We start from the raw sequence: 23,767 nt of genomic DNA on the forward strand, positions 1-23,767 counted from the left end.
GGATTCAGGAGGTGCGGTGACCATTCGGGTCGGAGTGCTCGGAGCGCGTGGCAAAGTCGGACAGGCGATCTGCGCGGCGGTGACGGCGGCGGACGATCTGGAGTTGGTGGCCGCCGTCGACAAGAACGATTCGCTCGACCTGCTCACCACGGCGAACACCCAGGTGGTCGTCGATTTCACCCACCCGGACGTGGTGATGGGGAACCTGAAGTTCCTGGTGGAGCACGGTATTCACGCGGTGGTCGGCACCACAGGGTTCGACGAGGCCCGCCTGGCGGAGGTGCGCGGCTGGCTGGCCGGACGTCCGGACGTCGGCGTGCTGATCGCGCCGAACTTCGCCATCGGCGCGGTCCTGTCGATGCGTTTCGCCGAGCAGGCCGCCCGGTTCTTCGAATCGGTCGAGGTCATCGAGTTGCACCATCCGAACAAGGCGGACGCGCCGTCCGGCACGGCCTACCGCACCGCGGGCCTGATCGCCGCGGCCAGAGACAAGGCGGGGTTGAGCAGCAGCCCCGACGCGACCACGACCGAGCTGGAAGGCGCGCGCGGCGCCGACGTGGACGGGGTGCGGGTGCACTCGGTGCGCCTGGCAGGTCTCGTCGCCCACCAGGAGGTGCTGTTCGGCACCCAGGGGGAGACCCTCACCATCCGGCACGACTCGATCGACCGCTCGTCCTTCGCTCCCGGTGTCCTGCTCGGTGTGCGCGACATCGCGAACCGTCCGGGTCTGACCGTCGGACTCGATCCGTTCCTGGACCTGTGAGCGAGCGTCAGCGAGTGAACCATCGACACAGCCGAGTACTCGCTCGTGCCGGAGCCGAGCGTCAGCGAGGTGCAGGCATGAGCGAGCGTCAGCGAGTGAACCATCGACACAGCCGAGCACTCGCTCGTGCCGGAGCCGAGCGTCAGCGAGGTGCAGGCATGAGTTCCCTGAGTCAACCCCTATGCGGCGATCGGTTGTTGAGTCGGTTGTTTTTTGGTGGGGTCGTAGCAGGTTTTGGTGCGCCAGCAAGCCCAGATGATGCGCAGCCAGGCGCGGCCGAGGGTGCGGATGGCGTGGGGGTGTCGTTGGCCGCGGGCGCGGGCGGCGGTGTAGCGCTGGTCTGCCCAGTCGCTGGCGCGGCGGCTGTTGTCGATCCAGGTCACCAAGGCTTGTCTGGCTCGCTGGTTGGTGGCGTGGCGGAAGGCGACGGTGTGGATTTTGCCGGAGGAGCGGGTGACCGGGGCGATGCCGGTTTCGGCGGCGAGTTGATCGAAGCTGTTGGCGCGCTCCAGGATTGGGCCGACCTCGCCGATGATCTGGGCCAGGTTCAGTGTGCCGACGCGGGGCAGATCGGCCAGCAATCTGGCGTAGGGGTGTGCGGCGAGAGCGTCGGCGATCACGGCGTCGAGTGCGTCGATGCTGGTTTGGATCGAGCGGACGAGCCCGGTCTGGGCGCGGACCAGCTGCGCGATGACCGGCTCGCCGAGCCTGCTGGCCGATGTGGGTGCCTCGCGCAGCCGGGCGAGCAGCTCGGTGCCGGGACGGCGGCCGCTGTAGTGGTGGCGGCGGCAGAACGCCTCGAGGCGGGCCGCGGTGAGCCCAGCAGCGGCCTGCGGGCTCGGGTAGCGGTCCAGGAACGCCAGCGCGATCGGCGAGTGCAGGCTGGCGAAGATCGTCCTGCCTCCGGGCCAGTGCGTGTCCAGCAGCGCGGCGAGTTGATTGACCGCGGCGATGCGCATGCCCAGGTGGTCGCCGCGCTGACGGGTCAATGCCTGCAGTTCGAGCGTTTGCGGCAGGGTCGGGGCCAGTACCGGCAGCCGGTGGCCGTCGGTGCGGGCGTAGTCGGCCAGCTTGAACCCATCGCCGGGATCGTTCTTGGCGCGGGCGGCGCCCCAACGGGGGCGAGCGGCATGAAAAGCGTTGGGGTGCACCGGAATCACCGGATGCCCGGCGGTCAGCAGCCGGTCCACGACCAGCCCGCGGGTGGTCTCGATTGCCACCGGCAACTCACCGGGCCCGCCGTAGCAGGCCAGCCGTGCCAACGCGCGAGCGATGCCGTCTTCAGTATGCGGCACCGGGAAGCGTTCGATCTTGCCACCGGCATCGTCGATCACGGTCACGTCGTGAGTGGTGCTGCCCCAGTCCCAGCCGGCGAACGCCACAGGTGTGCTCCCTCGAGGTCGATGAACTGCCTCCTCGGAAGCGAGGGCCGCCGCCGGAAGCTCATTGATCGGCCCTCTGCGGGGCATGTCCCTGACGCCGGTCCGCGGCCCTCGGCCCGGTGGGGCTGGCAGAACTCATGCTGGCCATCAAATGGCACGCGACGAAGGCCATGCACCCACCGGAACCGAGAGACAACAACCCTAACTGTTCGGGCTGCAGAAGGGATGGTGCCCCAATGAGCGGGCGTCAGCGCGTGAACCGGCGGCACGGCGCGCGGCGGCGCACGGCGGAGCCGACCAGCGAGGCACCGTCGTGAGCAGCGCGGAACCGGTTGATCCGAAGGGCAGCACGGAGGTCGTCAAGCTCGTCGCGTTGATCGCAGCCCTTGTGCTGGTGCTCGGCTTCTATTTCCTGCTGCTCGGCCGGATCGCGTTCAGCCTGATCGGTTCCGGCGACGTGGCGGCGATCATCATCGGCGTCGGCGTGCTGATCCTGCCGTTGCTGGGCGTCTGGATCGTCGCGGCCACCGTCCGCGCGGCGCTGGCGCATCAGCACCTGGCGCGGCGCATCCACGACGAAGGCCTCGAGCTGGACACTTCGCAGTTGCCGCGTCTCCCGTCCGGTCGCATCGAACGCGCTGCCGCCGACGAACTCTTCGCGACGGTCAAGGCCGAATGGGAGGCCGATCCGGACAACTGGCGCGTCTCCTACCGCCTCGCGCGGGCCTACGACTACGCGGGCGACCGGACCAGAGCGCGCGAGAGCATGCGCCGCGCGGTGGCGCTGGAACGGCACGAGCGCGACAACAGCTGATCGCCGCACCGGCCGATACCATCGCAGGGTGGCCCGGTTGCTGATCATTCATCACACGCCGTCCCCGCATATGCAGGAGATGTTCGAGGCTGTGTTGTCGGGCGCGACCGACCCGGAGATCCAGGGCGTCGAGGTGGTTCGTCGCGCGGCGTTGGCCTGCACGCCGGTCGACATGCTCCAGGCTGACGGCTACCTGCTCGGAACGACGGCCAACTTGGGGTACATGTCCGGCGCGCTCAAGCACGCGTTCGACGTTTGCTATTACCCGTGCCTGGATTCGACGCGAGGCCGTCCCTACGGTCTGTACATTCACGGCAATCAGGGCACCGAGGGCGCCGAGCGCAGCGTCGATGGTGTCACCACGGGAATGGGTTGGGTGAAGGCCGCTGCCCCCGTGGTGGTGCTGGGGCCGCCGACGAAGGCCGATCTGTCGAGATGCTGGGAGCTGGGCGCGACGGTGGCGGCTCAGCTGATGGAGTGACACCGGGCGCCGCCTCGCGTTGCCTCGAATTACACCGGCAGTGCCCGCCGACTGCAGCGGTTCTCCGTGAAACTGGCTGGCTCACAACTCAACTCGGTGCGCCGCCGCGGTCCGTCCGCTGTCGCTGCGCGGTAAGCTGGCGACGATCGACCAAGCGGAAGGGGGCGCGATGGCATTCGAGGCGACCGAGACCACGCTGATCCATGCCGACTATCACGCACCGATGTGGTTGATAGCCGGAATGGACGACGGTCGGCCGACAACCCGCCTGACGTACCTGGACGGCACCTACACAGAGGTGACGAGCGAACAGAGGCAACGGCTCGAGCTGGCGTTCATGGCCGCAGACCGGCAGGCGGCCACGATGAAGGTCGAAGCCGTCATCGACCTCTTCGGCCACAGCGTCGGTGTCATGCCCGCCGAGGCGGCACCTGTCGGGCCGGACTATCTCACCGAGCGTGGAGCTCGGTTCTACGAATGTACGGCCGACGGCGGACTCAAAGAACTACGGCCCGAAGCACCGGACAACGACACCGATCTCGTCTGACCGGCGGCCCGCAGGCCGACACTGCCATGCGGGATGGTCCACGCGACGAACTGGAACTGCGGGCACGAACCATCTCGTGGCGTTCGGCGCGCAATGGTCGACAGCGGTTCGTCCCCCGATTTCTGGTGTCTGACCATTCCGCCCCACGGCCCGGCATACTGGCAGGGCGTTTGTTCCGGTGGGGATGTGGAGGATGGGAGAGAGTCAGGTGACGTGGGCCGAAGGAGGCGAGAGCGCGCCGCGAAGGATCGGATTGGTCGAAGACCACGAATCCGTCGCGATCGGTCTCGCCGCGATGCTTGCGCCGGAAACCGATCTCGATCTGGTGCTGACCGCGGGCACCGTGCCGGAACTGCTGGCCGCCGCCGACGGCGCGCCGAAAGTCGATCTGGTGGTGCTGGACCTGCGGCTGGCCGACGGGTCCTCGCCCGAGGACAACGTGCGCGCCCTGCGCGGCCGCGGCATCGAGGTCTTGGTCTTCACCGGCGCGGACAACGCCTTCCTGGTGCGCTCCGCGGCGCGTGCCGGTGTGCTCGGCGTGGTGCGTAAGTCCGAGGATGTGCCCACTGTCGTCGCAGCGGTGCGCCGTGCGGCCTCCGGCGAACAGGTGGTCACCACCGACTGGGCGGCCGCCATCGACGGCGACCCGCAGCTGTCCGACGTGGGTCTGAGCCCACGCCAGGAAGAAGTGCTCACGTTGTACGCGTCCGGTGAGAAGGCCTCCCGGGTCGCGCGGTTGACCGGTCTGTCCGAGCAGACGGTCAACGACTATCTCGGCCGGATCCGCCAGAAGTACGCCGACGCCGGTCGTCCGGCGCCGACCAAGACCGACCTGTACAAGCGGGCGGTGGAGGACGGCTGGCTCCCGGTGCCCGAGCGGCATCCACGCGGATGACCGCGTCCAGCATGCTGGACACCCCGTCGCACTCCCGCTCTTCCCCGCTCGACCGGCTCCGCCCGAGCCGTTGGCGCCGCGGTGTCGTGGCGCTGTCCCGTGAGAAGACCTCCGAGGGCGCTGCCGACCGCATCCTGCGCAGGCTGGGGCTGGCCATCGGCATCGCCGGGATGATCGCCGCGGTTGTCGAGCTACCCGAGATCGCCGACCAGAGCCGGTTCGTGTCCGTCGGCTGGACGGTCGTCGAGGTAGCGCTGGCCTTCGGGTGGTTCCCCGTGCTCGCGGTCGCCTCGATCGCCCTGGGCCGGCGCGGGATCCAGCTGGTCGCCGGTGCGGCGGCGGTGAGTTTCCTCGCGGCGATGGCGGTCGTCCCGTTCGCCTACGCCGGACCGGAGGCCGAGGACGCGGCCTCGGTGTGGCTGTACCGGGTACTGGCACTGGGCGTCCTCGCGGCCGTGCTCGCGTGGCGCCCGCCGCTGGCCGTCGCGTACCTGATGGTCGGCGCCGCGTTCAGCGCGCTGGCGAACCTGGTCGTGCTGCGCGAGACCACCGCACTGGCGCTGCTCGGCGACTTCGCCAGGGCGGCCGGGCTCAGCGCGTTGTTCCTGTGGTGTGTGATCTATGCCAGGGCCGCGGCCGACCGCGTGGATCGGGAGTCGGCGATCGAGAGCAGCCGTGCCGCGGCCGTCGCGGGCGCGGCGGCCAGGGACCGGGAGCGCGCGCGTTTCGCCGCTCTGATCCACGACGCGGTGCTGTCCACCCTGCTGGACGCTTCGCGTGCCGGGACAGAATCGCCGGTGCTGCGCCGCCAGGCCGAGCGCACGCTGGAACAACTCGACGAATCCCGGGTCGGGGAGACCGAACCCGACCGGCTGGACGCGCAATCCGCGATCGGATTCCTGCGCTCGGCCGTGCACGAGGTGAACCCCGGCATCCGGTTCACGGCGCGGCGCTGGACCGGATTCGACGATCTGCACCTGCCGGTCGCCGCCGCGAGCACGATCGCCGCCGCGCTCGCCGAGGCCGTGCGCAACAGTCTGCGCCACGCCACCGTGGCCGGGCGCGACGTGCGGCGCACCGTCACAGTGACGATCAGCGCTGGTGGCATCCGCGTGGTATTCCGCGACGACGGCGCGGGTTTCGATCTGCGCGAGGTGCCCGTCGACCGGCTCGGCATCTCGGTGAGCATCCTCGGCCGCATGCGGCAGCTGGCGGGTGGCGCCGGGTTCGTGGAATCCTCGCCGGGCGAGGGGACGAGCGTCACGCTGGTATGGGGCGGCAATGGCTGAGCAGCAGGACACCGAATTCGGGCTGCGGGATCTGCTCGGACTGCGCGACCGGGCGGCTTGGCTGTTCCTGGTCATCCTCGAGGCGACCATCGTGCTCTACATGGTCCGGAACTTCTCGGAGACGCCGCTGGTCGCGGTCATCGCGGCGCTGGTCGTGCTCGCGCTGGCCGGCGTCGTGGTGGTGGCATCGCCGGTCGATCCGCTGCCCTGGCCCGCGACCGTGTTCGTCGCCGCCTCCGGGCCGCTGGCCACGATCTTGACCTCGTTCGACGTCGAACACGGCTGGTCGAAGCAGGTGTGGACGGCGTTCGCCGCGTCGTACGTGCTCGCCGTGCTGGTGCTGCGCGGACGGCCCGCCGCGGCCTGGCTCGGCGTCGCGGGCATCGGTGTGGTGATCGCGGTCGTGGGTGTGGTGGCCGGGCTGCGCGTCGGTGTGGTCGTCGGTTCGATCGTGCCGGTCGCGACGGTGGCGGGAGTGTCACTGTTCGCGGCGATCATGCGTCCCACGCAGCGCTCGCTGCGCCTGCTGCGGGAGGAGGCCACCATGCGCGCCGCCGCCGAGGCCGCCATGGCCGCGGAGAACGGGGAACGCGACCGGCAACTCGCCCGCCTGGACGCGGTGGCGCGCCCGATTCTGGAGCGCATCGCCGACGGCGACGAACTGACCGCCCTCGAGCGGGAACAGTGCCGGCTCCTGGAAGCCGAACTGCGCGACGGCCTCCGGGCCCCGCACCTGGTCACCGAACAGCTCAGCAGTGCCGCCCGCGGCGCCCGCTCGCGTGGCGTCGAGGTGGTCCTGCTCGACGACGGCGGTTTCGCGGGCGTCCCCGCCCGGGTGCGGCAGCAGGTGATCGACGCGGCCACCCGCGAGCTGGATGCCGCGAACGAGGGATCGGTCACGGTCCGCATCCTCCCGACCGGCCGCCGGATCCTGGCGACCGTACTGGCCACCGCGTCGGACCGAGACCGCCGCACCGAAATCGACACGACCGGCGCCGTCACCGTATCGACCTGACGAGAGCCTGTCGGTGCCACATGGCAGTGTGCGGTCCATGCGGAAGATGGGTGCGGCGGCGGCGCGTCGAACGGCTTTGGCGGCGCAGGGTTTCGGGGCGCGCAAGCCCGGTCGGGCGACCAGGCGATCGGTGCTCGGCGTGTTGGATAGAACGCAGCTGTTGCAGCTGGATTCGGTGTCGGCGGTGGTGCGGGCGCATTACGCGCCGGTGTTCAGCCGAATCGGTCCCTACGATCGCGCCCTGCTCGATCAGGCCGCATGGAGCAACGGCGTGCGGCGCCCGCGCGCACTGGTCGAGTACTGGGCGCACGAGGCCGCGCTCATCCCGGTGCAGGACTGGCCGCTGCTGCGCTGGCGGATGCGGCGCTACGAGCACGGGCGCTGGGCCGGTATGCGCAAGGTGGTGGAGCGCAATCCCACCTTGGGCAAGGACATCCTGGATGTGATCACCGACGTGGGCCCGGCCACCGCCGGTGAGGTGGAGCGCCATCTCGAGCTGGACAAGCCGCGGCCCAAGGGCTCCTGGTGGAATCTCAGCGACACCAAGATGATCTGCGAGCAGCTTTTCGCCGCGGGCGCGCTTTCTGTGGCCGCCCGCGTCGGGTTCACCAGGCATTACGACCTCGCGGAGCGGGTGATCCCGCCGGATGTGCTGGCGCGTCGCGTTTCCGAGCAGGACGCGGTGCGGGAGCTGATACTTCGGGCGGCCACCGCGCACGGCATCGGCACCGAGGCCGACCTGCGCGACTACTACCGCCTACAGCGCACCCAGACCGAGCCGGCCATCGCCGATCTGGTGGACGCGGGCGAGTTGATCCCGGTGGAGGTGGCGGGCTGGGCGAAACCGGCCTATCTGCGGGCCGGGGCGTCCACGCCGCGCCGCATCGACGGCGCCGCGCTGTTGTGCCCGTTCGATCCGCTGATCTTCTTCCGCGCTCGCACGGAGCGGATCTTCGACTTCCACTACCGGATCGAGATCTATACGCCGGAACACAAACGGGTACACGGCTATTACGTCTTCCCATTCCTGTTGAACGGCGAACTCGTCGGCCGCGTCGACCTGCGCGCCGAACGCGCGAGCGGTCGGCTGTGGGTGCCCGCCGCGTTCGCCGAACCCGGGTACGACACTCCGGCCACCGCGCATGCGCTCACCGGTGCGCTGCGGGAACTGGCCGACTGGCTCGAACTCGACGAGGTGGCGATCGGGGACCGGGGCGATCTCGCCCCGCTGCTGTAGCGTGCCGGGCTCGCGCGGCCGGGCTCAGCTGTCGCGCTTGGGTCCGTAGCCGCGCATCTGGTCGCGCAGCGCGCCGTGCACGGCACCCGACAGCCAGGAGTTCAATGACTGACCGCTCTGTGCGGCAGCTTCTTCCGCGCGCGCCTTCATCTGTTCGACCAGCCGGAGCGTGACCCGGCTGATGTCTCCGGTCATCTCCTCGAACGTGGGCGGCTCGTCGGTTGCCGTGCTCTTGCGCACATCGACCGAGGCGTCCGTGCCGTCGACCGACACGTGCACCGTGCGGTCGCCGAGCGCCGAGCTGACCTCCGCGGCGAGCTCGGACAGCGCGGCGAGCAACACCAACCGGGCCGAACTCTCCGTCGCCGCGGCCAGCGCCGCCGCCGTGGCCTGGGTCTTCTCGTCGCCGAGCGCTGCGGCGGCGATCAGGTTCTCGCGCAGCTGGGCGGTGTACTTGTTCAAATCCATGACACCAGTGTGACGTCTAAAATAATGTCTAGCAAGAGTATGTCTGACATCATCGTGCAGTCAGTGTCTGGCGATCGTCCCTTGTTGCGGCTCGATCGCCGACAAGGGTGTCGAGGGTGTGTCCCGGAGCGGGTAGCCTTTCTGACCATGACGAACGGTGAATCGACGCCAACGGAGCTGCGCGCGTCCGGCACGGTAGGTGTCGCGATGGTGACCCCCTTCAGTGCCGACGGCAAGCTCGACGTCGATACCGGGGTCGCGCTCGCGGCCGACCTGGTCGACCGCGGCGTCGACCTGCTCGCGATCTCCGGAACAACCGGCGAGTCGCCGACCACCACCGAGTCCGAGAAGGCCGATCTGCTGCGTGCCGTCGTCGACGCCGTCGGCGATCGTGCCACCGTGATCGCCGGCGCGGGCACCTATGACACCGCGCATTCGATCGAACTCGCGCGCTGCGCGCAGCGCGCGGGTGCACATGGTTTGCTCGTGGTGACGCCGTACTACTCCCGGCCCACCCAGGCCGGGCTGATCGCGCACTTCACCGCCGTCGCCGACGCTACCGACCTGCCGGTCACCCTGTACGACATCCCGGGCCGGTCGGTGGTGCCGATCGCCAGCGGCACCATCCGCACACTCGCCGAACACCCGCGCATCGTCGCGGTCAAGGACGCCAAGGGCGACCTGAACATGGGCGCCGACCTCATCGCGAGCACCGGCCTGGCCTTCTACTCCGGCGACGACGCGCTCAACCTGCCGTGGCTGTCGGTCGGCGCGGCCGGATTCATCAGTGTCATCGGGCATCTCGTGCCGGAACGGCTGCGCGCCATGATCGAGGCGTATACCGCCGGTGACGTGGTGCGTGCCCGCGAGATCAACGCCACGCTGCTGCCACTGCACGCGGCGATGGCGCGGCTGGGCGGCGTCGCGATGAGCAAGGGCGGACTGCGCCTGCTCGGGGTCGAGGTCGGCGAGCCGCGGCTGCCGCAGCTGATGCCGAGCGAGGGGGAACTGGACGCGTTGGCTGCCGATTTGCGGACCTTGGGGGTGCTCTCGTGAGCGAGCCCCTGGCCCGTCGTTCCCGTCGCAGCGCATCCCGGCCCGCGGGAGCGCCCGCCCCGGCCGCACCGGTCGAGCGGACGACGCCGCCCGCCTCGTCGAAGGCGGCCGAACCGGCCGAGGCGGCGCCCGCCGAGGTGACGGTGGAGGCCGGACCGATCGTGCGCGCCGAGGCGGCGAAGCCGGCGCAGGCGAGACCGGAGCGCCGGGCGCAGGAGGCGCCGTCCCGGCGTCGCGGACGTGCGTCCTCCGGCGGGCGGCGAGCCGAAGCGCCCGCGCCGCAGCCGGTTGCGATCGCCAGGCACGACCGTCTCGGCACCCCGCCGGCCCTGCCCGAGAACGGGCTACGCGTGTTCGCGCTCGGCGGCATCGGCGAGATCGGCCGCAACATGACCGTTTTCGAGTACGGCGGCAAGCTGCTGGTCGTCGACTGCGGCGTGCTGTTCCCGGAGGACCAGCAGCCCGGCGTCGACCTGATCCTGCCCGACTTCCGTCCTATCGAGGACCGGATGGACGATGTGGTCGCCGTCGTGCTCACCCATGGCCACGAGGACCACATCGGCGCGGTGCCGTTCCTGCTGCGGTTGCGGCAGGACATTCCGGTCGTCGGCTCGAAGTTCACTCTCGCGTTGGTCGCCGCGAAATGCCGGGAGCACCGTCAGCATCCGAAGCTGGTGGAGGTTGCCGAGGGACAGCACACTACGCACGGCCCGTTCGGCTGCGAGTATTTCGCGGTCAATCACTCCATTCCCGACGCGATCGCCGTCGCCATCCGTACGCCCGCCGGCGTCGTCTTGCACACCGGCGATATCAAGCTCGATCAGCTGCCGCTGGACGGACGGCTCACCGACCTGGCCGGATTCTCCCGGCTCGGCGACGAGGGCGTCGACCTGTTCCTGGTGGACTCCACCAACGCGGAGGTCCCCGGATTCGTCACGCCGGAACGTGAGATCGGCGGCGTCCTGGACACGGTGATCGGCAAGGCGAGCAGCCGGGTGATCGTCGCGTCGTTCGCCAGTCACGTGCATCGCATCCAGCAGGTGGTGGACGTGGCCCAGAAGTACGGGCGGCGTGTGTGTTTCATCGGCCGCTCGATGGTCCGCAATATGCAGATCGCGCAGGACCTCGGCTATCTGACGGTCCCGGACGGTGTGGTCGTCGACCTCGATGTCGCCGCGACTCTCCCGGCCCACCGTCTGGTGCTGATCTCGACCGGGTCGCAGGGCGAGCCGCTGTCGGCGCTGTCGCGCATGGCGCGCGGCGAGCACCGGCAGATCAACATTCGCGCCGACGACCTGGTGGTGCTGGCCTCCTCACTCATCCCCGGCAACGAGAACTCCGTATTCGCGGTGGTGAACGGCCTGGCCCGGCTGGGTGCCACGGTGATCACCCAGCAGAACGCCAAGGTGCACGTCTCCGGGCACGCGTCCGCGGGTGAGCTGCTGTACCTGTACAACGCGGTGCGGCCGACCAACGCGATGCCGGTGCACGGCGAGTGGCGCCACCTGCGCGCGAACGCGGCCCTGGCGGTGGCGACCGGCGTCCCCGAAGACCGGGTGGTGCTCGCCGAGGACGGCGTGGTGGTCGATCTGGTCGACGGCATCGCCTCGGTCGTCGGCCGAGTGCCGGTCGGGCATGTGTATGTCGACGGGCTGTCGGTGGGCGATGTCGGCGAGTCGACGCTATCGGACCGGCTGGTGCTCGGCGAGGGCGGTTTCATCGCGATCACCGTCGCGATCGATGAGACCACCGGCAAGGCGGTCAGCACGCCCGAGGTCAGCGGGCGTGGCTTCTCCGACGATCCGGCCGCGCTGCTGGACGCGGCGGGATTGGTGGAGGCCGAACTGCTCCGGCTGGCGGGCGAGGGCGTCACCGACACCCACCGAATCGCGCAGAGCGTGCGGCGGGTGGTCGGGCGCTGGGTGGCGGACACCTATCGGCGTCGTCCGATGATCGTGCCGACGGTTATCGGCGTCTGATCTCCGAACTGCGAAAAGCGCCGGATAGCTCAGCTATCCGGCGCTTTTTCGCTCATGCGTGCGCGGTCACTCCTGGCAGGCCGCGGACTCGATCTTCGCGCTCTTGACGATATTGCAGGCGAAGGTGTGGTCGACCTTCCACTGGCCGCCCTCGGAGACGAACTGGATGAACGCGTCGTCCACGGGGGTGCCGTCGATGGTGACCTTGGCATCGGCCTTCAGCTTGCCGTCCTTCGGGTCGCCGACGCCGGTGACCTCGACGACGACCTTCTGCTTCTTCGCGGCGTCGACGAGGTTGGCGACCAGGTAGGGATCCTGTTCGGCGGCCTGAATCCAGCTGATCTTCTCCGCGTTGGGCACGTTGGGATCGAACGCCTTCTGCAGCCGCTCGTTCAGCTGCTGCACGGAGGGCTTGGCCAGTGCGGGCGAGGACGGGGTGGTCGGCGCGGAGCCGGCCTCCTTGTCGCCCTTGTCGGAGCCACCTTCCAATTCACCCGGCGTGTGGCTCGGGTTGGCGCTGGTGCTCGGGGACGAGGAGTCGTCGCCGGAGGCGCAGGCGGTCAGCGAGCAGGCCACTGCGGTGAGGACGACGGCCACGGCGGTCCGGAAAGTGCGGTGCTTCACAATGTTTCCTTCGACTCGAATACCGGGCATCAGCCGTGGTTGGACGTGCAGTTCCAGTGCACGATGTAGGCGGCGGAATCGTTGTGCGCCAGGGCTTGGCCCTGCGCGGCGCGCCGGGACGACGCGTACCCCCAGCTCCAGCTGCCGCTGTTACTGGAGTACGCCACGGCGCCGCAACCGTTGCGGAACCAGACCACCGTGCTGCAGTCCGCGGCGCCGCAGGAGCTCACGGCGCGACGCTGCGCGGAAGCCGAATCCGGGTAGTCGTAGGAGTACCCGATCAACCCGGTGGAGGTGGACAGCGCGATGGCGCCGTAGTTGTTGGTGTAGGCATTCGCCGCGGGCGCGCTGACGGCCAGCACGGTACCCGCCGCCGCCAAGGCGGCCACACCGGTAGCAAACTTCTTCACGGAGGATTTGCCCCTTCTTGTCATTAGGTCCACGACCCGATGGACCGAGAGACAAGGTACAGAGCCGACTCTCATTGCGCTAGCCGGAGATTTCCCGGCACAGGGAGTAAAAGACTCCGCGGTATGGAAAAACCGCGCCCATTGGCAGAGCAAGCGTAGAGCTCAGTGTGGTTCACCATCGCTGCTCACGCAACCCGTGCACGGGAGGGGACTTCGATCGACGGCCGCGGTGAAACACGATGACCGGCAACGCCATTGCGCTCACGAGCGTCTGGCTTCGCAGACCCCGCCGGGCAGGGCGTTCCGCAGCCGATCGGATGCGGCGGCGTGTGCTGCCGCTGATCTTCGCGTGGCGCCGGAGCCTCGGCGACGGGTGTGTCCTGCTTCGCGCCGCCGCGACCGGACGCTCGGTATGGTCTGAGCGTGACTATGGCGCAGCGGGAACGTCAAGGGCTCGTCGAAGCGATGCGGGCCGTAGGACCGGACGCGCCGACGCTCTGTGCCGGGTGGACGGTGCGGGACCTCGCCGCGCACTTGGTGGTTCGCGAGCGGCGGCCCGACGCCGCGCCGGGCATCCTGCTGAAGCCGCTGGCCGGGCATCTGGCCCGGGTACAGGCGAAAGCGGCGAGCCGGCCGTTCCCCGTGCTGCTGGACCAGGTGCGCACCGGTCCGCCCTGGTGGTCGCCGCTGCGGCCGGTGGACGCGGTGGCCAATCTGCCGGAGATGTTCGTCCACCACGAAGACGTGCGCCGCGCCGAACCGGGTTGGCGGCCGCGCGAACTGACCGCCGCCGACGACGACAAACTGTGGTCGCTGGTGTGCAGAACGGCGCCGACGTCCTATCGCAGGGCGTCGGTCACGGTCGAGCTGGCCACGCCGGACGGCAGGCGCACGAGAGCCCGCTCCGGATCCGGCACGGTGGTTACGTTGACCGGTCGGCCATCGGAATTACTGCTGCACGCCTTCGGCCGGGACGAGGTACGGCTGGAGACCGCCGGTCCCCCCGACGCCGTCCGCGCGGTACTCGGCCTGGACCGCTCGGTGTGATCTACGCACTACAGCTCGCCGCGACGTTACCGCTATCTCTGCTGACGTCGGCATTCACCACCCCGGTGCCTCGAAGCCGTGATATCGCGGCAACGTCAGCGTTTCCGCACCGGACCTCGACCCAACGCGGCGACTCATCTCGTAGGTACCTGGCTAACTCACCGAATACGCCCCAAACATGGGAGAACCCCTGAGCGCGACCTGAACGCAAATCCGGCGCCACCCGACTGGTACGGCACATTACGCAACCACTGATTTCGCAAGCACATGGGTAACTCGCCGGGTACGCCCAAGCCTTAGGGACACCTGACGTAGGACCTGAACGCAGGTCCAGTGGCACCCGACTCGTACGGCCTAAAGACCCGGAGAGGCGGAACAGCGGGGCGTTTGCGGCTAGCCTGGGGGCCATGGCAGGTAAGTCCCGCAGCACCACGACGACTCGGGCGCGGGCGGGATCGGCGCGGGGGAGGACCACGGCACGGTCTCGCGCGGCCACGCCCCGTGCGGCGGCGCCGCGCGCATCCGCGGCGTCCCGAGGACGCACCACCCGGGCCCGGCGTCCGGTGGCCCGCACCTCGAACACCGCGCCGCTCGCGGTGATCGGTCGCGGTATCAGCGGCGGCTGGACCATGCTGGCCCGCGGCCTCGGCGCGACCACCCGCACGTTGAGCCGAGCCGGGGAGATCGAACACGGACATCGGCGCGACGGCATCGCGCTGGCCCTGATCGCGCTCAGCGCCGTGATCGCGGCGGCGGTGTGGTTGTCGGCGGGCGGGCCGGTCGGCCACTGGGTCGAGGACGTCATCCGCGCGATCTCGGGATCGGCCTCGGCCGCATTGCCCTTCGTGGCCTCCGGGATCGCCGTCGTCCTGATGCGGACCGAACCGCGCCCGGAGATCCGGCCGCGGCTGGTGCTGGGCGGCCTGCTGATCGGCCTTCCGATGCTGGGTTTATGGCACATCGCGGCGGGCGCACCCACCGATGCGCACGGCCGTTCCCGCGCTGCCGGTTTCGTGGGCTTCGTGGTGGGCGGGCCGCTGACCAACGGCTTGACCGCCTGGCTCTCGATTCCGATCCTCTTGCTGGCCATCGTCTTCGGCCTACTGCTGGTGACGGGTACGACGGTGCGCGAGGTTCCCGCCGAACTGCGCCGGTACTTCGGCACCGCGCACGGAGGCGACGAATACGGCGAATATGACGGCGACCAGCGGGATTACGATCCGGCCAACTATGACGCCGACGGCTTCCCATTGCACCGCTCCGGCGCCGAACGGCGCGGTCGCACACCTGCCGAGAACTACCCGCCCGACGAGTTCGGCGACTCCGACGCGGTCACCGAGGTGCTCGGCGAGCCGCCGCTGCGGGACGCCAAGTCGATCGCGGGCGAGGAACCCGCGGCGAAGCCGAAGCCGAAGAAGCGGCGTCCGGCCGCGGTAGTCGAGGACCAGACGCCACCGGCGCCGAAGCAGCTGGAATTCGTCACCGATCGCGAAGTCGAGGGCGACTACACGCTGCCGCCGCTGTCGCTGCTCACCGACGGCGACCCGCCCAAGAAGCGCAGCGCCGCCAACGAATCGATGATCGAGGCGATCACCGAGGTCCTGGTGCAGTTCAAGATCGACGCGGCGGTCACCGGCTTCGTGCGCGGTCCGACGGTCACCCGCTATGAGGTCGAACTCGGGCCAGGTGTGAAGGTCGAGAAGATCACCGCGCTGGCCCGCAATATCGCCTACGCCGTCGCGACGGAGAACGTCCGGCTGCTCGCACCGATCCCGGGCAAGTCCGCTGTCGGCATCGAGGTGCCCAACGCCGACCGCGAGTTGGTCCGGCTGGCCGACGTGCTCAAGTCGCCCTCCACTCGCACCGACCACCATCCCCTGGTGATCGGCCTCGGCAAGAACATCGAGGGCGAGTTCGTCTCCGCCAATCTGGCGAAGATGCCGCATCTGCTGGTCGCGGGCTCCACTGGTTCGGGTAAGTCGAGCTTCGTGAACTCGATGCTGGTGTCGCTGCTGCAGCGTGCGACGCCGGACGAGGTCCGGATGATCCTGATCGATCCGAAAATGGTGGAACTGACGCCTTACGAGGGCATTCCGCACCTGATCACGCCCATCATCACGCAGCCGAAGAAGGCCGCGGCCGCGCTGGCCTGGCTGGTCGAGGAGATGGAGCAGCGCTATCAGGATATGCAGGCCAACAAGGTGCGCCACATCGACGACTTCAACAAGAAGGTGAAGTCGGGTGCGATCACGGCGCCGCTGGGCAGCGAGCGGGTATACCGGCCCTACCCGTACATCCTCGCCATCGTCGACGAGCTGGCCGACCTGATGATGACCGCACCGCGCGATGTGGAAGACGCGATCGTCCGCATCACGCAGAAGGCGCGTGCGGCAGGCATTCATCTCGTGCTGGCCACGCAGCGTCCGTCGGTGGACGTGGTGACCGGTCTGATCAAGACCAACGTTCCCTCCAGGCTGGCGTTCGCGACCTCGTCGCTGACCGACTCGCGGGTCATCCTCGACCAGCCCGGCGCCGAGAAGCTGATCGGCATGGGTGACGGGTTGTTCCTGCCGATGGGCGCGGGCAAGCCGACTCGTCTGCAGGGTGCGTTCATCAGCGACGAGGAGATCCACGGCGTCGTCGACTTCGCCAAGAACCAGGCCGAACCCGAATACCAAGAGGGCGTGACCGCGGCCAAACCGGGCGAGAAGAAGGACGTCGACCCCGATATCGGCGACGACCTGGACGTCTTCCTGCAGGCGGTGGAACTGGTGGTCACCTCCCAGTTCGGGTCCACCTCCATGCTGCAGCGCAAGTTGCGGGTCGGTTTCGCCAAGGCGGGGCGGCTGATGGATCTCATGGAGACCAGGGGCGTGGTCGGCCCGAGCGAGGGCTCCAAGGCACGTGACGTGCTCGTTAAACCCGATGAGCTGGAAGGGTTGCTGTGGTCGATCCGCGGCGGCGGCGAGAGCGGCGATCCGTCCCAGCCACAGGAGTGATCATGATGGTTCCCTCGGCGAGATTCGAACTCGCATCTCCCGGAATCTAGGTCCGGCGCCTCTACCTATTGGGCTACGAGGGATCGGTGGGTGGTGCGGACCACCCGGTCCGGCACGGACGGAGGGACTCGAACCCCCGGCCAACGGTTTTGGAGACCGTTGCTCTACCAACTGAGCTACGTCCGTCTGCACGAAAAAGGGGCCGCCCTTCGGCTATTCGCCGGGGTGGCCCCTTTCCGCACGGGTCCTTGCGAAAGACACGTTCAGGGGCCGCTCCGCACGCTCATCCGCCAAGCCAGGGCGGACGAGGCAGATAGCACAGCGCGGGCGTGCGACAGCCGGACAGTGTGGGGCGATAACTGTCGCCGCACCGCTCCGGTCATCGCCTTCGTCCTTCCGTGATCTTCGCCGGTGTCGAAAGTAACACCCGATTCCGATGTTGTGAACCGCTTTTCGCGGCCGCCCCGCCGCGGTTCAGTTCGTGCGTGACGCAAAGGTATCGCTCGGCGGTAGCCGCTCCGGGCGTTCGGTCAGGCGCCATTCGCCGTGGGCCAGCGCATTTCACCGCCGCTGTGGTGCTCGATCGGCGCGGTGATGGTCGGGGCCGGCGTCCGCCGGTGTTGTCGAGACCTCGCTGAGACGATGGTTCGAGCAGCACTACGTCGCCGAGGAAGTCCGGGTCGGCCCGTCCACCGTGTGGCGGTATGCGGCAATGCGCCAAGGGGCGTCCGGTTCTGGGGCGGTAGGCGCTGGTCACGGCCGACGGCTACCGCGCCGCCGATCGAGGGAGCGCATGTGGAAGTATGGTCGGCAACTAATCCGCTACCAGTTATTACGGACAAATCGGGCATTATGGACGCCATGACCTTCGCTTCCGATCGGCACATCGCATGCAGGTAACCGCACTCGAATGGTTGATCACCATCGCGGTGATACTCGGATTGTTCGTCTTCGACTTCTATGCGCACGTCCGCACCCCGCACGAGCCGACGTTCCGGGAATCCGGATTCTGGTCCGCGGTCTACATCGGGCTGGCGCTGGCCTTCGGCGGCCTGGTTGCCTGGAAGTGGGGCTCGACCTACGCCGGGGAGTACTACGCAGGCTTCGTCACCGAGAAGGCGCTCTCGGTGGACAACCTGTTCGTCTTCCTGATCATCATGTCCACCTTCGCGGTGCCGCGGATCTACCAGCAGAAGGTGCTGCTGATCGGCATCGTGATCGCCCTGGTGATGCGTGGGCTGTTCATCGGCGTCGGCGCCGCCGCGATCAGCGCGTTCAGCTGGGTGTTCTACCTGTTCGGCTTGTTCCTCATCTACACCGCGGTCAAGCTGATGCGGGAGAGCGGCCACGAGGTCGAGGTCGAGGAGAAGCGCGACAGCCGCATCGTCGCGCTGACCAAGCGGATCCTGCCCACCACCGACGAGTACGACGGCGACAAGCTGGTGACCAGGATCGACGGACGTCGCGTGGTCACGCCGCTGCTGCTGGCGCTGCTGGCCATCGGTTTCGCCGACCTGCTGTTCGCCCTGGACTCCATCCCGGCCATCTACGGTCTGACCGAGCAGCCCTACCTCGTGTTCACCGCGAACGCCTTCGCGCTGATGGGCTTGCGGCAGCTGTACTTCCTGATCGGCGGGCTGCTCGACCGGCTGGTCTACCTGTCCTACGGCTTGGCCGCCATCCTCGCGTTCATCGGCGTGAAGCTGGTGCTGCACGCCCTGCACGAGAACACCTTGCCGTTCGTCAACGGCGGCGAGCACGTCGCGGTCCCGGAGATCTCCACGCCGGTCTCGCTGAGCGTCATCCTGACCATCCTGGTCGTCGCCACGATCGCGAGCCTGATCCGGACGCGCACCCGGGTCGGCCGCTAGCGGCTCAGGACGTGAAGGCGCCGAACACGGGGGCCCACTCGACCGCACGGACGTCGTCGATCAGGCCCGCCGTGGCGAACGGATCCTGCGTGAGCAGGTCCTTCAGCGCACCCGCGTCCTCCGACCGGAAGATCAGCAGCGCGCCGGACCCGTCCGGGTACGGACCGCTGCTGAGCAGGGTGCCGGCCTCGAGCAGGCCGGCCAGCCACGCGCGGTGGTCGGGACGGTGGATGTCGCGGCCGGCCGCGGTGGACTCGGAGTAGACGTAGTGAACGGCGAAGATCGGCACGGGTATCGCTTCCTGAGAGACGGGATCAGAGCGTCAGCAGCATTCGAGTATTGCCGAGGGTGTTCGGCTTCACATAGCTGAGATCGAGGAACTCGGCGACACCGGTGTCATAGGAGCGGCACATCTCCGCGTACACCTCGGCGGTGACCGGTGTGCCGTCGATCTCGACGAAGCCGTGCCTGCCGAAGAACTCCACCTCGAAGGTCAGCACGAACAGGCGCTGCAGCTCGAGTTCGTGGGCCACCGCGATCAGCCGCCGCACGATGAGCTTGCCCACGCCGGAGCCCTTGACGTCGGGATGCACCGCGACGGTGCGCACCTCGCCGAGATCGGCCCACAGCACGTGCAGCGCGCCGCAGCCGACGATGCGGCCGTCCAGTTCGGCGACCCAGAACTCCTGCACCGCCTCGTAGAGCGTGACCAGGTTCTTCTCCAGCAGGATGCGACCGGTGTACACGTCGACGAGGCGCTTGATCTCGGGCACGTCGGAGGTGCGGGCGCGTCGGACGACCGGGATGGAGGTCTGGGCGGCGGAAGCCGCGCCCGGGTGCGCGTCGCTGGTCGAACCACCTAGTGGTCCCCGAGAGGTCATGGGGTGCACAGTAGTCGGCCCGGTTACCGATAGTCTGAACCTGTGCCGCAGATCCAGTCGCTCCGCTCACCGCATCGCGCCGGGCAGTGCGGTGGGATGACGAGGCGGCTGAGGAGAGGCACGGCGTGAGCGTGCAACCTGACGAGACGGACCGCCCCTGGGGGGCGCCCGCGCCGGTCCGACCCGGTTTCGCGACAGCCCCGGCCGAGACCAGGGCGCCGCTGCTGAACATCGCGAACGCGCTCACCATGCTGCGCATGGCGCTCGTGCCGCTGTTCGTCGTGGCGCTGTTCGTCGGGGACGGTCACCAGACCGGCTGGCGGATCACCGCCGCCGCGCTGTTCGGCCTGGCCGCGATCACCGATCGGTTCGACGGGCAACTGGCGCGCAAATACGGACTGGTGACGGATTTCGGCAAGCTCGCCGACCCCATCGCGGACAAGGCGCTCATCGGGTCCGCGGTGATCGGGCTGTCGCTGCTCGGCGACCTGGCGTGGTGGATCACGATCGTCATCTGCGGTCGCGAGATCGGCGTGACGCTGCTGCGGCTGGTGGTGGTGCGGCGCGGCGTGATTCCCGCCGGACGCGGCGGCAAGCTCAAGACCCTGGTCCAGTCGCTGGCGATCGCCCTGTTGCTGCTGCCGTTGTCGGGCTGGTCAGCCGAGCTCGGAATGGGGCTGATGTACCTGGCCGTCGCGCTGACCGTGATCACCGGGCTGGACTATGTCGGCCAGGCCGCCAGGGTGTGGTTCGCGGGCGGATCGGGCCGGACGCGCGGCGCATGACCGATCCGCTCCTCGCTCAGGTACCCGCCGCCGAACTCGTGCGGGCGCTGGTGACGATGCGGCAAACCGTAGCGACCGCCGAGTCACTGACCGCTGGACTCCTCGCCGCCACCATCGCCGGGGTTCCCGGCGCCAGCGCCGTCCTGCGTGGCGGGTTGGTGGTGTACGCGACGGACCTCAAACACAGTCTCGCGGGCGTCGACGCGGACGTACTCGCGACGGAGGGCCCGGTGGCGGCGAGCACCGCCGAGCAACTAGCCGTCGGCGCCCGCACGAAATGCGTCGCGGACTGGGGTGTGGGGCTGACCGGCGTCGCGGGCCCCGATTCGCAGGACGGTCACCCGGTGGGCACCGTCTTCCTAGGGGTCGCGGGTCCAGGGCATTCCGAAGTGGTGCGGTTGAAACTCCCCGGCGACCGGTGGACGATCAGAATCGGCGCAACACGCACGGCGGTGTCGGAATTGCTGCGCTGTGTGCGGGAGCCGGGCTCGGTCGGCCGCGCCGGGCGGATCGATTGAACGTGCCCGGGCGGGAACCAACCGGACCTGCTCCGACGTTGTGCGAGAAAGAACGGCATGCGTGGGGTCACGAATCGCGTCGGCCCGGCGACCGGGAACGAAGGAGAACGAGATGACGCTGCTGCGAGAGGCGATCGGAGACAGTCTGCGGCGTGCGCGTCTCGCCCAGAATCGGACCCTGCGCGAAGTGTCCACGTCGGCTCGGGTGAGCCTGGGCTATCTCTCCGAGGTCGAGAGGGGTCGCAAGGAGGCATCGAGTGAACTGCTCGCTGCCATCTGCGAGGCGCTGGACGTGCCGCTGTCACGCGTGCTGTGGGATGTGAGCACGATCATGGCCGGCGCCGATGGACTGCCGGCCGCGTCGTCCGCGGACGAGGCCGCTGCCGCGCCCGCCGCGGCCGAGCCGGAAGAGAGCGCCGCCGAGCCCGCGGCGAGCGCCGAGCCCGCGCTGGCTCCCGCCTCCGCCTCCATGTCGGCGGCCGTGGCCTCCCCGCGGCCGCTGCCGCTGGCCGAAGACACCAGGATCGTCATTCCAGCGCCGAGATCGGACATGCTGGTCCTGGTGAAGGGCATGTGACGCGGAACGAGATGTGGCGGTCGCGGCAACGCTGCGGGCCGACGTGAAAAGCGGATAGATTCTCCGTAATGCGTCGTTCGGGCCGGGTTCGCCCGGCCCGGGTGTCACATGGTGGAGGATAGGCAGATATCGAGTGCGTGACGGTCGCGCACTGGAGTCGCGCCTTGGCGCGGCATGTCAGATGGAGGCGGGATCAATCGATGGCTAATCCGTTCGTCAAGGCCTGGAAGTACCTGATGGCCCTCTTCGACGCCAAGATCGAGGAGCACGCGGATCCGAAGGTCCAGATTCAGCAGGCTATCGAGGAAGCCCAGCGCCAGCACCAGGCCCTTTCGCAGCAGGCCGCGTCGGTCATCGGCAATCAGCGCCAGCTGGAGATGAAGCTGAACCGGCAGCTGGACGAGGTCGAGAAGCTCAACGCCAACGCACGCCAGGCCGTGCTGCTGGCCGATCAGGCCAACGCGGCGGGCGACACCGAGAAGGCGATCCAATACACGAACGCGGCCGAAGCGTTCGCCGCGCAGCTGGTCACCGCCGAGCAGTCCGTCGAGGACCTGAAGGTCCTGCACGATCAGTCGCTGCAGGCCGCCGCCCAGGCCAAGAAGGCGGTGGAGCAGAACGCGATGCTGCTGCAGCAGAAGGTCGCCGAGCGCACCAAACTGCTCAGCCAACTGGAACAGGCCAAGATGCAGGAGCAGGTCTCCGCGTCGCTGCAGCAGATGGATTCGACGCTGTCGGCGCCGGGCAGCACGCCGAGCCTGGACGCGGTGCGCGAGAAGATCGAACGCCGCTACGCCACCGCGCTCGGCTCCGCCGAACTCGCCCAGAACACGGTGCAGGGCCGCATGCTCGAGGTGCAGCAGGCCAGCATCCAGATGGCCGGGCACAGCAAGCTCGAGCAGATTCGCGCGTCCATGCGCGGCGAGCAGTTGCCCGCCGGTGGCGGCCAGGCGGCCATCGACCAGGCGCAGCCGAATGCGGCGCAGCCGCAGATGAACAAGGGGCAGGCCGCGCAGCAGTAGCCCGCGGCCGGACATTCGGCGAGGATGTGTCGGTGGGGGCTGCTTCACTGAAGGACATGGCGCGGGTACACGACCGGCCGGCCGTCGGCCGGGTCGGGTCCGGGCCTGTCCGATGCGCGCGACCGGTGGGAGAGATGGCATGAGCGGTCAGGCCTGGAAGCGGCAGCGGAGCGTGACCACGGAAGGCCCCGCTCATGCCGGAACGGGATACAGCATGAGCGGCAGTGCATTTCGCGAGCCGCGGCGCGAAACACGGCGCCCGCGTTCGTCCGCGATGATCCGGGCGCAGGCCGCGCTCGCGCCGCAGCCGGGCAGCCTGCCGGACAGCATTCGCGAGGTCGGCGAGAACGCACTGGTCGCGGTGCGGCGCTGGGCCGATCCGCGAGAGCGCGAGTTGCGCCGCCGCCGCAGGGCCCGCAGGCGCAGTTTCCAGCTCGGCACCGTCTCCGGCCTCACCACGGCGGGAACCGTTGGGCTCGTGGTCATTTCGGCGCCGGTCTGGGCCGTGGTAGTGGTCGGCGGCGGCGCGGTCGCGCTGGTGACCGGCGCCGCGCTGAGCACCCGCCGCTACCTGCGTCTGCGCGGTGCGCCGCTGCCGCACGCGGCGTTCATCCCGCGCAAGCAGCCGCCGCTGTGGTCGAATGCCCGGCCGCCGATCGTGCGACTGGTGCGGGCGGAGAAGGCATTGCACGAACTCGGCGCGCAGATCGGCCGCTCGAAGCGACTGCCGCAGGAGGAGTTGGCCGACATGCTGGAGACGGCCGCATCGGGTGCGGCGGCGTTGCACGCGCTCGCTGCCGACATCACGGCGATGGAGCAGGGGCTCGCCGCGGTCGGGCAGTCGAATTCGCCTGCGGCCGTGGTACTCACCGAGAACCTGCGGCTCACCCTGGGCAGGCTCGATACCGGGGTGGCGGAGTACGAAGAGGTTGTCGCCGCCGCGGGCCGGATTCTCGCGATCCCGGACAACACCGTGGTGCGGCACAACTTCGACACGATCGTCGCGGATCTCCGGCATGCCTCCGATCGGCTGGACGGATGGGCTCAGGCCCTTACCGAGGTCGCCGACCGATCGGTGCCCGCGTCGCCGCAACCACCGATCTGATC

General features: G+C 69.0%; 24 protein-coding genes and 2 tRNA genes. 18 read left to right on the forward strand and 8 right to left on the reverse strand.

The window, feature by feature from the left end; genetic code table 11:
- The first annotated feature begins 16 nt into the window (after positions 1-16).
- Positions 17-763: a 4-hydroxy-tetrahydrodipicolinate reductase gene (dapB, locus tag OHA40_RS26240; protein ID WP_330229526.1), complete on the forward strand. Its 747-nt coding sequence runs from the start codon at positions 17-19 to the stop codon at positions 761-763.
- A 179-nt stretch (positions 764-942) separates the two neighbouring features.
- On the opposite strand, the gene OHA40_RS26245 is transcribed toward dapB, so the two are convergent.
- Positions 943-2,145, reverse strand: a complete 1,203-nt coding sequence (locus OHA40_RS26245; protein WP_330228174.1) for an IS110 family transposase — start codon at positions 2,143-2,145, stop codon at positions 943-945.
- A gap of 313 nt (positions 2,146-2,458) precedes the next feature.
- Here OHA40_RS26245 and OHA40_RS26250 point away from each other — a divergent pair, with 313 nt between their 5' ends.
- The 7 genes from OHA40_RS26250 (at position 2,459) to OHA40_RS26280 (ending at position 8,423) form a co-directional block, all read left to right on the forward strand.
- The gene (locus OHA40_RS26250) at positions 2,459-2,959 is read left to right on the forward strand and encodes a hypothetical protein (RefSeq protein WP_330229527.1); all 501 of its coding nucleotides are present in this window, start codon (positions 2,459-2,461) and stop codon (positions 2,957-2,959) included.
- Positions 2,960-2,987: 28 nt separating this feature from the next.
- The gene (locus OHA40_RS26255; protein ID WP_330229528.1) at positions 2,988-3,440 is read left to right on the forward strand and encodes a flavodoxin family protein; all 453 of its coding nucleotides are present in this window, start codon (positions 2,988-2,990) and stop codon (positions 3,438-3,440) included.
- A 169-nt stretch (positions 3,441-3,609) separates the two neighbouring features.
- Positions 3,610-3,987 carry a hypothetical protein gene (locus OHA40_RS26260; RefSeq protein ID WP_330229529.1) on the forward strand — a complete coding sequence of 126 codons (378 nt, stop codon included), beginning with the start codon at positions 3,610-3,612 and terminating at the stop codon, positions 3,985-3,987.
- A gap of 193 nt (positions 3,988-4,180) precedes the next feature.
- A complete protein-coding gene (locus tag OHA40_RS26265) occupies positions 4,181-4,882 on the forward strand; it encodes a response regulator transcription factor (protein ID WP_330229530.1) in 702 nt (233 codons plus the stop codon).
- The gene (locus tag OHA40_RS26270; RefSeq protein WP_330229531.1) at positions 4,879-6,171 is read left to right on the forward strand and encodes an ATP-binding protein; all 1,293 of its coding nucleotides are present in this window, start codon (positions 4,879-4,881) and stop codon (positions 6,169-6,171) included. Before OHA40_RS26265 ends, OHA40_RS26270 begins: the two co-directional genes overlap by 4 nt.
- Positions 6,164-7,186 (forward strand): hypothetical protein, encoded by a 1,023-nt coding sequence (locus tag OHA40_RS26275; RefSeq protein WP_330229532.1) that lies wholly within the window; start codon positions 6,164-6,166, stop codon positions 7,184-7,186. Before OHA40_RS26270 ends, OHA40_RS26275 begins: the two co-directional genes overlap by 8 nt.
- Positions 7,187-7,223: 37 nt before the next feature.
- Complete coding sequence (locus tag OHA40_RS26280; protein WP_330229533.1) at positions 7,224-8,423, forward strand: winged helix-turn-helix domain-containing protein; 1,200 nt, start codon at positions 7,224-7,226, stop codon at positions 8,421-8,423.
- A gap of 24 nt (positions 8,424-8,447) precedes the next feature.
- On the opposite strand, the gene OHA40_RS26285 is transcribed toward OHA40_RS26280, so the two are convergent.
- Complete coding sequence (locus OHA40_RS26285) at positions 8,448-8,891, reverse strand: hypothetical protein (RefSeq protein WP_330229534.1); 444 nt, start codon at positions 8,889-8,891, stop codon at positions 8,448-8,450.
- Between the two features lie 147 nt (positions 8,892-9,038).
- On the opposite strand from OHA40_RS26285, the gene dapA reads away from it, so the two are divergent.
- Together dapA and OHA40_RS26295 are read left to right on the forward strand one after the other, a co-directional pair.
- The gene (gene dapA / locus OHA40_RS26290) at positions 9,039-9,947 is read left to right on the forward strand and encodes a 4-hydroxy-tetrahydrodipicolinate synthase (RefSeq protein ID WP_330229535.1); all 909 of its coding nucleotides are present in this window, start codon (positions 9,039-9,041) and stop codon (positions 9,945-9,947) included.
- The gene (locus OHA40_RS26295; RefSeq protein ID WP_330229536.1) at positions 9,944-11,926 is read left to right on the forward strand and encodes a ribonuclease J; all 1,983 of its coding nucleotides are present in this window, start codon (positions 9,944-9,946) and stop codon (positions 11,924-11,926) included. Before dapA ends, OHA40_RS26295 begins: the two co-directional genes overlap by 4 nt.
- Positions 11,927-11,992: 66 nt before the next feature.
- Here the strand turns inward: OHA40_RS26295 and OHA40_RS26300 are convergent, their stop codons facing one another.
- Complete coding sequence (locus OHA40_RS26300) at positions 11,993-12,550, reverse strand: hypothetical protein (protein WP_330229537.1); 558 nt, start codon at positions 12,548-12,550, stop codon at positions 11,993-11,995.
- 29 nt (positions 12,551-12,579) lie between these two features.
- Positions 12,580-12,960, reverse strand: a complete 381-nt coding sequence (locus tag OHA40_RS26305; RefSeq protein ID WP_330229538.1) for a DUF4189 domain-containing protein — start codon at positions 12,958-12,960, stop codon at positions 12,580-12,582.
- A gap of 423 nt (positions 12,961-13,383) precedes the next feature.
- Here OHA40_RS26305 and OHA40_RS26310 point away from each other — a divergent pair, with 423 nt between their 5' ends.
- Together OHA40_RS26310 and OHA40_RS26315 are read left to right on the forward strand one after the other, a co-directional pair.
- On the forward strand, positions 13,384-14,007 hold the full coding sequence (locus tag OHA40_RS26310) for a TIGR03085 family metal-binding protein (RefSeq protein WP_330229539.1): 624 nt from the start codon (positions 13,384-13,386) through the stop codon (positions 14,005-14,007).
- Between the two features lie 407 nt (positions 14,008-14,414).
- Positions 14,415-17,006, forward strand: coding sequence for a DNA translocase FtsK (locus tag OHA40_RS26315; RefSeq protein WP_330229540.1), 2,592 nt, complete (start codon positions 14,415-14,417; stop codon positions 17,004-17,006).
- Between the two features lie 6 nt (positions 17,007-17,012).
- On the opposite strand, the gene OHA40_RS26320 is transcribed toward OHA40_RS26315, so the two are convergent.
- Together OHA40_RS26320 and OHA40_RS26325 are read right to left on the reverse strand one after the other, a co-directional pair.
- Positions 17,013-17,089, reverse strand: a tRNA-Leu gene (locus OHA40_RS26320).
- Between the two features lie 30 nt (positions 17,090-17,119).
- Positions 17,120-17,192, reverse strand: a tRNA-Trp gene (locus OHA40_RS26325).
- A gap of 704 nt (positions 17,193-17,896) precedes the next feature.
- Here OHA40_RS26325 and OHA40_RS26330 point away from each other — a divergent pair.
- Positions 17,897-18,877, forward strand: coding sequence for a TerC family protein (locus OHA40_RS26330; RefSeq protein WP_330229541.1), 981 nt, complete (start codon positions 17,897-17,899; stop codon positions 18,875-18,877).
- Between the two features lie 4 nt (positions 18,878-18,881).
- Here OHA40_RS26330 and OHA40_RS26335 read toward each other — a convergent pair whose 3' ends face one another.
- Both OHA40_RS26335 and OHA40_RS26340 read right to left on the reverse strand, forming a co-directional pair.
- A complete protein-coding gene (locus OHA40_RS26335; protein ID WP_330229542.1) occupies positions 18,882-19,166 on the reverse strand; it encodes a YciI family protein in 285 nt (94 codons plus the stop codon).
- Between the two features lie 25 nt (positions 19,167-19,191).
- Positions 19,192-19,758 carry an amino-acid N-acetyltransferase gene (locus OHA40_RS26340; RefSeq protein WP_330229543.1) on the reverse strand — a complete coding sequence of 189 codons (567 nt, stop codon included), beginning with the start codon at positions 19,756-19,758 and terminating at the stop codon, positions 19,192-19,194.
- 125 nt (positions 19,759-19,883) lie between these two features.
- Between OHA40_RS26340 and pgsA the strand changes: the two genes are divergently transcribed.
- The 5 genes from pgsA to pspM all read left to right on the forward strand — a co-directional run bounded on the left by pgsA (position 19,884) and on the right by pspM (position 23,765).
- Positions 19,884-20,543: a CDP-diacylglycerol--glycerol-3-phosphate 3-phosphatidyltransferase gene (gene pgsA / locus OHA40_RS26345; protein WP_330229544.1), complete on the forward strand. Its 660-nt coding sequence runs from the start codon at positions 19,884-19,886 to the stop codon at positions 20,541-20,543.
- Complete coding sequence (locus tag OHA40_RS26350) at positions 20,540-21,061, forward strand: CinA family protein (RefSeq protein ID WP_330229545.1); 522 nt, start codon at positions 20,540-20,542, stop codon at positions 21,059-21,061. Before pgsA ends, OHA40_RS26350 begins: the two co-directional genes overlap by 4 nt.
- Positions 21,062-21,173: 112 nt before the next feature.
- Entirely contained in the window at positions 21,174-21,638 is a 465-nt protein-coding gene (locus tag OHA40_RS26355) for a helix-turn-helix domain-containing protein (RefSeq protein WP_330229546.1), read from the forward strand.
- A 200-nt stretch (positions 21,639-21,838) separates the two neighbouring features.
- Entirely contained in the window at positions 21,839-22,660 is an 822-nt protein-coding gene (gene pspA / locus OHA40_RS26360; RefSeq protein ID WP_330234385.1) for a phage shock protein PspA, read from the forward strand.
- A 139-nt stretch (positions 22,661-22,799) separates the two neighbouring features.
- A complete protein-coding gene (pspM, locus tag OHA40_RS26365; protein ID WP_330229547.1) occupies positions 22,800-23,765 on the forward strand; it encodes a phage shock envelope stress response protein PspM in 966 nt (321 codons plus the stop codon).
- Positions 23,766-23,767 lie beyond the last annotated feature (2 nt).

It is taken from the genome of Nocardia sp. NBC_00508, from assembly GCF_036346875.1.
Classification (GTDB): Bacteria; Actinomycetota; Actinomycetes; order Mycobacteriales; family Mycobacteriaceae; genus Nocardia.